The 9109-nt window shown below is 71.0% G+C and carries 6 protein-coding genes; 4 read left to right on the top strand and 2 right to left on the bottom strand.

The features are described 5' to 3' along the window. Both G3I60_RS37575 and G3I60_RS37570 read left to right on the top strand, forming a co-directional pair. The coding region (locus G3I60_RS37575; protein WP_164608323.1) for an AAA family ATPase at window positions 1-2184 on the top strand (2184 nt) is incomplete at its 5' end. Between the two features lie 214 nt (window positions 2185-2398). Further along, window positions 2399-3817 carry a sugar porter family MFS transporter gene (locus G3I60_RS37570; RefSeq protein ID WP_138356461.1) on the top strand — a complete coding sequence of 473 codons (1419 nt, stop codon included), beginning with the start codon at window positions 2399-2401 and terminating at the stop codon, window positions 3815-3817. Here the strand turns inward: G3I60_RS37570 and G3I60_RS37565 are convergent. Beyond that, entirely contained in the window at window positions 3814-4800 is a 987-nt protein-coding gene (locus G3I60_RS37565) for an LLM class flavin-dependent oxidoreductase (protein WP_164297843.1), read from the bottom strand. The genes G3I60_RS37570 and G3I60_RS37565 overlap by 4 nt on opposite strands. A 380-nt stretch (window positions 4801-5180) precedes the next feature. Between G3I60_RS37565 and ftsY the strand changes: the two genes are divergently transcribed. Next, window positions 5181-6386 carry a signal recognition particle-docking protein FtsY gene (gene ftsY / locus G3I60_RS37560; RefSeq protein WP_138356459.1) on the top strand — a complete coding sequence of 402 codons (1206 nt, stop codon included), beginning with the start codon at window positions 5181-5183 and terminating at the stop codon, window positions 6384-6386. 121 nt (window positions 6387-6507) lie between these two features. Here the strand turns inward: ftsY and G3I60_RS37555 are convergent, their stop codons facing one another. After that, window positions 6508-7191, bottom strand: coding sequence for a bifunctional DNA primase/polymerase (locus G3I60_RS37555; RefSeq protein WP_138356458.1), 684 nt, complete (start codon window positions 7189-7191; stop codon window positions 6508-6510). A gap of 279 nt (window positions 7192-7470) precedes the next feature. On the opposite strand from G3I60_RS37555, the gene G3I60_RS37550 reads away from it, so the two are divergent. Beyond that, window positions 7471-8931, top strand: a complete 1461-nt coding sequence (locus G3I60_RS37550) for a hypothetical protein (protein WP_164608322.1) — start codon at window positions 7471-7473, stop codon at window positions 8929-8931. Window positions 8932-9109 lie beyond the last annotated feature (178 nt).

The following is a 9109-nucleotide window of genomic DNA, read 5'->3' as shown; positions in this document are numbered from 1 at the left end:
CTGCTCGCCGCGGGCGACCGGCTCACCGGCCTGCTCGGTCCCGCCGCCGAACTGCTCACCGTGGCGCCCGGCTTCGAGATCCCCGTCGCCGCCGCCCTCGGTGCGGCGGCCGACGCCATCGCCGTATCGGGCCCCGCGGCCGCCGCCGACGCGCTGCGGCTGCTGCGCAAGGACGACGCCGGCCGTGCGGCCCTGCTGCTGGCGGACGGCACGTCGTCCGAGGTGTGGCCCGGTGTTCCCGGCGCCGGCACTCCTGCCCACCGCCCGGCCACCGGATCCCAGTCGGCGACGCTGCCGCAGGCCGCCGTGGCCGCCGCCTCCGTACCGCACGCGCGTGCGGAAACCGCCCCGCTGCCCGCGGGGGCGCGGCAGGCGGCCGGGCTGGTCGGCGGGCCTGACGATCTGCTCCCCGCCGTCCGCCGTCTCCTGCGTGACACGGTCGTCGTGGAGAGCCTCGACGAGGCGGAGGCTCTCGTGGCCGTGCAGCCGGAACTCACCGCCGTCACCGCCGAAGGCGATGTGCTCGCCGCGCACTTCGCGCACGGTGGGTCGGCGGGCGTGCCCAGCCTGCTGGAGGTGCGGGCCGCCGTCGACGAGGCGGCCCGTGAGCTGGAGCGGCTGGCGGCGCTGTGCGAGTCGCTCGCGGAGGAGCAGCGGGAGACGAAGGAGCGGCGCACGGCGTGCGCGCGGACCGTGGACTCGCTGGCGCAGGCGCGGCGGGCGGCGGAGAAGGAGAAGTCGTCGGTCGCCCAGCAGCTGGGGCGGCTCGCCGGCCAGGCACGCGCCGCGGGGGGAGAGGCCGAGCGCAGCGCCGCCGCCGTGGGGCGGGCCGAGGAGTCGCTGGCCGCGGCGATGGAGGAGTTCGAGGAACTGTCGGTGCGGCTGGGGGAGGCCGTGGAGGCACCCGGCGAGGAGGAGCCGGACACCTCCGTACGGGACCGGCTGTCCGCCGACGGGGCCAACGCGCGGCAGACCGAGATGGAGGCGCGGCTCCAGCTGCGCACCCACGAGGAGCGGGTGAAGGGGCTGGCCGGGCGGGCGGACGGGCTGGACCGCGCGGCCCGTATCGAGCGTGAGACCCGGGCCCGCGCCGAGCAGCGCCGGGCCCGGCTGGAGTACGAGGCCCGGGTGGCCGCCGCGGTGCTGGCCGGTGCGCGTGCCCTGCTGGAGTACGTGACGGTGTCGCTGGGCCGCGCCGACGAGGAGCGCGGGGCGGCCGAGCGGGCCCGCTCGGAGCGTGAGGCGCAGCTGGGGGAGGAGCGCCGGCAGGGCCGGGAGCTCAAGGCGGAACTGGACAAGCTGACCGACTTCGTCCACAAGGGCGAGGTGCTGGGCGCCGAGAAGCGGCTGCGCATCGAGCAGTTGGAGACCCGGTCGCTGGAGGAGCACGGCATCGAGCCGTCCGGGCTGGTCGACGAGTACGGCCCGCACCATCCGGTGCCGCCGTCGCTGCCCGCCGAGGGCGAGGAGCTGCCCGAGGATCCGGAGCACCCGCGCAACCGGCCGAAGCCGTTCGTGCGCGCGGAGCAGGAGAGGCGGCTGAAGTCCGCGGAGAAGGCGTACCAGCAGCTGGGGAAGGTCAACCCGCTGGCACTGGAGGAGTTCTCCGCGCTGGAGGAGCGCCACAAGTTCCTGACGGAGCAGCTGGAGGACCTGAAGAAGACCCGGCTGGATCTCCTGCAGGTCGTCAAGGAGGTCGACGAGCGCGTCGAGCAGGTCTTCTCCGCGGCCTACCACGACACGGCGCGGGAGTTCGAGGGGGTGTTCTCCCGGCTCTTCCCCGGTGGCGAGGGCCGGCTGATGCTGACAGATCCGGACAATATGCTCACCACAGGTGTGGAGGTTGAAGCGCGGCCGCCCGGGAAGAAGGTCAAGCGGTTGTCGCTGCTGTCGGGTGGTGAGCGCTCGCTGACCGCGGTGGCGCTGCTGGTGTCGATCTTCAAGGCCCGGCCGAGTCCGTTCTATGTGATGGACGAGGTCGAGGCGGCGTTGGACGACACCAATCTGCAGCGGCTGATCGGGCTGATGGAGGAGCTTCAGGAGAGTTCACAGCTTGTCGTCATCACGCACCAGAAGCGGACGATGGAGGTCGCCGATGCCCTGTACGGCGTATCGATGCAGGGCGATGGGGTCTCCAAAGTGATCAGCCAGCGGCTGCGTGAGGGCAAGCGCAAGCTGGCCTAGGCCCATATGCATTCAATTGCTGAACTCAAGCGGCTGAGCCATGTGCTCATCTACGCCAGATGGGTAGATAGGCCCCCTGTTGACTTCGAAACTTGAAGGCATAGTCTCTGCAGCGTCACTTTTATCTTCGAGTGGTGGCCGTCCGGGGGGCGGCTGACACTGGAGGATCCAGCCCCTCATGTGAGGGCTCACCGCCGAGCCCCAGGAGTCCACGTTGACCAGTACCGAACCTGTGGCCGGTCGGGAAGGCCGTCTGGCCCATCCGGATCACCTCGGCCATGTCATCTTCATCACCGCGGCGGCCGCCATGGGCGGCTTCCTGTTCGGCTACGACAGTGCCGTGATCAACGGCGCTGTCGAGGGCATCCGCGGCAAGTACGACATCGGCTCCGGCACCCTCGCCCAGGTCATCGCGATCGCCCTGATCGGCTGCGCCATCGGCGCCGCCACGGCCGGCCGGATCGCCGACCGCATCGGCCGTATCCGCGTCATGCAGATCGCCGCCTCGCTCTTCACGGTCAGCGCCGTGGGCTCCGCGCTGCCGTTCGCCCTCTGGGACCTCGCCATGTGGCGGGTGCTCGGCGGTATCGCCATCGGTATGGCCTCGGTGATCGGCCCGGCGTACATCGCCGAGGTCTCCCCGCCCGCCTACCGCGGCCGGCTCGGTTCCTTCCAGCAGGCAGCCATCGTCATCGGCATCGCCGTCTCGCAGCTCGTCAACTGGGGCCTGCTGAACGCGGCCGGCGGCGACCAGCGCGGGCAGCTGATGGGCCTGGAGGTCTGGCAGGTCATGCTCGGCGTGATGGTCGTCCCGGCCGTTCTCTACGGGCTGCTCTCCTTCGCGATCCCCGAGTCGCCGCGCTTCCTGATCTCCGCCGGCAGGACCGCCCACGCCAAGAAGGTGCTCGAAGACGTCGAAGGCAAGCACATCGACCTCGACGCACGGGTGGCCGAGATCGAACACGCCATGCGCAGCGAGCACAAGTCGACCTTCCGTGACCTGCTCGGCAGCCGGATGGGCTTCCTGCCGATCGTCTGGATCGGTATCGGACTCTCGGTCTTCCAGCAGCTCGTCGGCATCAACGTGGCCTTCTACTACTCGTCCACGCTGTGGCAGTCGGTGGGCATCGACCCGAGCAGCTCCTTCCTGTACTCGTTCACCACCTCGATCGTGAACATCATCGGCACCGTGATCGCCATCCTCCTCGTCGACCGGATCGGCCGCAGGCCGCTGGCGCTGATCGGTTCTGCGGGTATGACCGTCTCCCTGGCACTGGAGGCATGGGCCTTCGCCGCCAAGACCGCCGACGGGACGCTCCCGAACACCCAGGGCACCGTGGCGCTCATCGCGGCCCACGTCTTCGTGCTCTTCTTCGCCCTCTCCTGGGGTGTCGTCGTCTGGGTCTTCCTCGGCGAGATGTTCCCGAACCGGATCCGCGCCGCGGCGCTCGGCGTGGCGGCCTCCGCCCAGTGGATCGCCAACTGGGCGATCACCGCGAGCTTCCCGAGCCTGGCGGACTGGAACCTGTCGGGGACGTACGTCATCTACGCCTGCTTCGCCCTGCTCTCGATCCCCTTTGTGCTCAAGTTCGTGAAGGAGACCAAGGGCAAGACCCTGGAGGAGATGGGTTAGTCCTTGAGACGCGGCAGCACCTGCTCCGCCAGCAGATGCAGACTGCGCCAGCCCTCGTCGACCGGCATGCCCCCGCACAGGGGGTGCAGGACCAGGCTCGCCTGGTCCCCGCCGGCCTCGGCGAGGGCGACGCATTCGTCGGGCGTGACGATCCGGTAGACCCCCTCGCGGCGCAGTTCCTCGACGCCGGTGGCGGCCGAGCGCACGGCGGAGCGGATGTCGGCCGACTGCCAGGAGGCGTACATCCGCGCCTCGTGCAGCAGATGCTCGCCGTACTGCGCCCAGGCGCGGTCGGGGTCCTCGGCGATGTGCAGCAGCGGGACCTTCGCCGGCGGCATCATGCACCAGCCCTCGGTGCCGTACTCGGCGAGCCGCTCCTGGTAGTACGCCTCCAGCTCCGGCAGGTACGCGCTGGGGAAGAGCGGCAGACCGAGCCGGGCGGCACGGCGGGCGGCCGCCTTCGAGCTGCCGCCGACCAGCAGCAGCGGATGCGGCTGGGTGAACGGTCGCGGCGTGACCTGCACCGTCCTGCCGCGGTATTCGAAGGGCTCCCCGGTCCACGCGGTGAGCAGTGTCTCCAGGACCTCGTCCTGGAGCTTGCCGCGGTGCGTCCAGTCCCGGCCGTGCTGGTCGTACTCCGCCTGCCGGTAGCCGATCCCCGCCACCGTGACGAGCCGGCCGCCGCTGAGCAGGTCCAGTACGGCGATGTCCTCGGCCAGCCGCAGCGGATCGTAGAGCGGGCCGATCAGGGCGGAGACGGTGACCGCGATCCGCCGGGTGGCACCGAAGACCGCGCCCGCGAACGTGAGGGGCGAGGGCAGCCACCCATTGGCGGCGCCGTGGTGCTCCTCGGTCTGGACGGTGCCGACGCCGCGGTCGTCCGCGTAGGCCGCCATCTCGAGGGCCGCCTTGTAGCGGGCACTGAGTGACGCGGGCTCGGCAGCGGGATCGACGAGGTTGAAACGGATGACCGTGACGGGCATGGCGGACGCTTCCCTTCGCCGGGATGGACCAGACGGACGCTAACTGACGCAGCGTCAGATTGATAGAGGAGTGGACCCGCGGGACCACGCACGGCTCGCCCGCCCCGGCCCGGCCCGGATCGGACGCAAGGGGCCGGAATCGCAGTTGGGGGCACCCTCGGCCGAAGGTCGGGGGAGGGTCCGAAATGCCGAGCTATTCGTGGGCCGCTGGGGGCACCCCCGGCCGAAGGTCGGGGGACCGTAAATAGTCGATTTCGGACCCCCACGCCGGAGAGCCCGGCCCCGACCCGGCAACGGCCCGCACCGGCCGGCACCCGGGACCGGCCCGGAGGGCCACGTTGTCGCGGCCACCCGCGCACGTGACCGATACTGGGAAAGATATGGAAACCGTCATCCTTGCTGTAGTCATCGCCCTGGTCGCGGTCGTCGCCGCCGGCGGACTGGTGGTCGGCAGCCGCCGCAAGAAGCAGCTGCCGCCCGCGCCGCCGAGCACGCCGACCATCACCGCGCCGCCCGCCGAGCCACGCGTCGGGGACGAAGCGGAGGTCCCACGGGACGAGCCGCGCCGGACGATCGAAGAGGTCGTCCTCCCCGAGACGCCTGGCGCGCCGGTCGCCGTGGAGGAGCTGCCGGTACCCGCGGCTCCCGAACTCGAACAGCCGGAACCCAGCGCCGGCCGCCTGGTGCGGCTGCGCTCCCGGCTGTCCCGCTCGCAGAACACGCTCGGTAAGGGGCTGCTCGCGCTGCTCTCCCGCGAGCACCTCGACGAGGACACCTGGGAGGAGATCGAGGACATCCTCATCACCGCCGATGTGGGTGTCACTCCGACCCAGGAGCTGGTGGACCGGCTGCGTACCCGGGTGAAGGTGCTCGGCACCCGCACCCCCGCCGATCTGCGCGCCCTGCTCCGCGAGGAGCTGCTGACCCTGGTCGACCCCTCGCTGGACCGCGAGCTGAAGACCGAGAGCCACGAGACGACCCCGGCCGTCGTGCTGGTCGTCGGTGTCAACGGCACCGGCAAGACCACGACCACCGGCAAGCTCGCCCGCGTCCTGGTGGCCGACGGCCGCAGTGTGGTGCTCGGCGCGGCGGACACCTTCCGTGCCGCCGCCGCCGACCAGCTGCAGACCTGGGGCGAGCGGGTGGGCGCCCGGACCGTGCGCGGTCCCGAGGGCGGCGACCCGGCGTCGATCGCCTTCGACGCCGTGAAGGAAGGTATCGCCGAGGGCGCGGACACCGTCCTGATCGACACCGCGGGCCGGCTGCACACCAAGACCGGTCTGATGGACGAGCTGGGCAAGGTCAAGCGGGTCATCGAGAAGCACGGCCCGGTCGACGAGGTGCTGCTGGTGCTCGACGCGACCACCGGGCAGAACGGGCTGGTCCAGGCCCGGGTCTTCGCCGAGGTCGTCGACATCACCGGCATCGTGCTGACCAAGCTGGACGGGACCGCCAAGGGCGGCATCGTGATCGCGGTCCAGCGTGAGCTGGGCGTTCCGGTGAAGCTGATCGGGCTGGGCGAGGGCCCGGACGATCTGGCGCCCTTCGAGCCGGAGGCGTTCGTCGACGCCCTGATCGGCGACTGACCCGCACCGACGCGAGCGGTGTACGAGCGGTTGTATACGTAAGGGGCGCCCTTCCCTGGAGGGCGCCCCTTACGCACCTCTCCGGGTGATGGCTTCTTTCCGTGCCGGGTGCGGTGCGGGCTCAGGTCCGTACGAGCCAGGGGCCGGGCGTGCGGTCGCGGTGGCAGACGTACGCCAGGGTGCCGAGCAGTAACCGCGCCTCGGGCGGCTGGTGCACCGAGTCGAGCAGCGGTGACCGAAGCCAGCGCACCGGGCCGAGCCCGCCGAGGTCGGACGGCGGGGCCGTGACGTGGTCGCCGAGCCCCAGGCAGCGCAGGTCGAGGTCGGCGTCGTCCCAGCCCATCCGGTAGAGCAGGTGCGGGAGTTCGGCCGCGGCGCCCGGCGCCACGAAGAACTGCGCGCGGCCCGTGGGGGTGACCAGCACCGGACCGAGCCGTAGACCCATCCGCTCCAGCCGCACCAGGGCGCGCCGTCCGGACTGCTCCGCCACGTCGATGACGTCGAACGTCCGGCCCACCGGCAGCAGTACGGCCGCTCCCGGCACCTGGTCCCACGCCTCGGTGGCCTGCTCCAGGGTCGCGCCGGCCGGGATCTCGTCGGCGAACACCAGGGGATGCGCCCCCGGTTCCTTGCAGCCGGGGTCACCGCACGAGCAGGCCCCGCCGCCCCGGACGGCGCGCGCTCCCGGCGTGACCGCCCAACCGCACAACCCCGTGTACTCCGCCACCGTGGTGCACGCCGTGGCGCGTTCCCGGCGGCGCGAGCCGGCCCGGATATCCCGAATGCCGCCGATCGTGAAACCCATGACACCCCCAACGGATCGCAGTCGCCGATGGTTACGCCCCTGCCTGACCGGGGTGTGTCAAGTGAATCGTGTACAGCCGCAGACGAGTTCATTCGAAGGGGTGGCGAATGGTGGCGTTTCCGCTGTGGCACTCGCCGGATGGGTGATCGTAGGATTACTTTCGGTTCGTGAGCGCCAGACATGTGTCCCCTCCGGGTATGCCGGAGGCAAGGCAGCAGGGCCTGGACTCAGCGGGCCTTGGCCGTAAGGGCGTTGGGCGACTCGGATGGGGGCCTACCGGTGGGCGGCACACAGGACAAGCAGCCCAACGCGCAGTTGAACTCGTGGTTCGTGCGCAGTGGCTGGTCGAAGGGCGAGTTGGCCCGTCAGGTCAACCGCAGGGCGCGGCAGATGGGCGCCCACCACATCAGCACCGACACCTCCCGGGTGCGGCGCTGGCTCGACGGTGAGCAGCCGCGCGAGCCGATCCCGCGCATCATGTCCGAGCTGTTCTCCGAACGGTTCGGCTGCGTGGTCCCGGTCGAGGACCTGGGACTGCGGTCAGCGCACCAGTCACCGTCGGAATCGGGCGTGGACCTGCCCTGGGCGGGCCCCCAGACGGTCCAGCTGATCAACGAGTTCTCCCGTAGCGACCTGATGCTCGGCCGCCGCGGCTTCCTCGGGGCCTCGTTGGCCCTCTCGGCGGGACCTGCCCTCGTCGAGCCGATGCAGCGGTGGCTGGTGCCCCCCTCGCTCGGCGGCTTCCCGGCGCCGGCCGCCAGTGTGCCCCGGGACACCGGCAACCGGCCGAACCGGCTGTCCGAGCCGGAGCTGCAGCTGCTGGAGACCACCACCGTGATGTTCCGCACCTGGGACAGCCAGTGCGGTGGCGGACTGCGCCGCAAGGCGGTCGTCGGCCAGCTGCACGAGGTGACCGACCTGCTCCAGGAGTCGCACCCGGACGCGGTCGCCAAGCGGCTCTACCGGGTCACCGGCGACCTCGCGGCGCTGGCCGGCTGGATGAGCTACGACGTCGGTCTGCAGCCCACCGCGCAGAAGTACTTCGTGCTCGCGCTGCACGCCGCCAAGGAGGCCGCCGACCGGCCGCTGGGCGCGTTCATCCTCTCCAGCATGAGCCGCCAGATGATCCATCTGAACCGGCCGGACGACGCGCTGGAACTCATCCACCTCGCCCAGTACGGCAGCCGGGACTCGGCCACCGCCACCACGCAGGCGATGCTGCACGCCGTCGAGGCGCGCGCCTACGCCAACATGGGCCAGGTCAGCAAGTGCCACCGGGCCGTCCGGATGGCCGAGGACTCCTTCACCGACGCCCGCAAGGGCGAGGACCCGGACTGGATCAGCTTCTTCAACGAGGCCGAGCTGAACGCGGAGAACGCCCACTCCTACCGTGACCTCGCCTACGTCGCCGGCCGCAGTTCCACCTACGCCTCGCTCGCCCACCCCGTGATGGAGCGGGCGGTCGAGCTCTTCGGCCAGGACTCCGTCCACCAGCGGGCGTACGCCCTCAACCTCATCGGTATGGCCACTGTCCACCTCCTGGAGCGGAACCCGGAACAGGCCGCCGACATGACGCACAAGGCCATCTCCGTGGCCAGAAAAGTGCGCTCCGAGCGGGTGAACACCCGGATCCGCAAGACCGCCGACACCGCGATGCGCGACTTCGGAGACATCGCGGAGGTCATCGATCTCTCCGAGCGGCTGGCGGTCGAGCTCCCGGAAGTGGCCGAAACCGCCTGACCGGCGGATCCCTCCAGAACCCCGGCCGCGGCAGGCCACCCGATCAGCCCGACTCGGCTCCCCCACGCCTGGTCAACCGGGTGCCTTCCGCGGCCGGTCCCGTATACGGCGCCCGCTCCTGCCGGGAGCGGTTCATCTTCACGTAACACATAGGACTTCTTCGTCACCGCGTCGAAAC

The organism is Streptomyces sp. SID13666, assembly GCF_010548325.1.
GTDB lineage: Bacteria > Actinomycetota > Actinomycetes > Streptomycetales > Streptomycetaceae > Actinacidiphila > Actinacidiphila fildesensis.
Note: the sequence above shows the minus strand (reverse complement) of the source record. Positions and strands in the feature narration are given on the sequence as shown.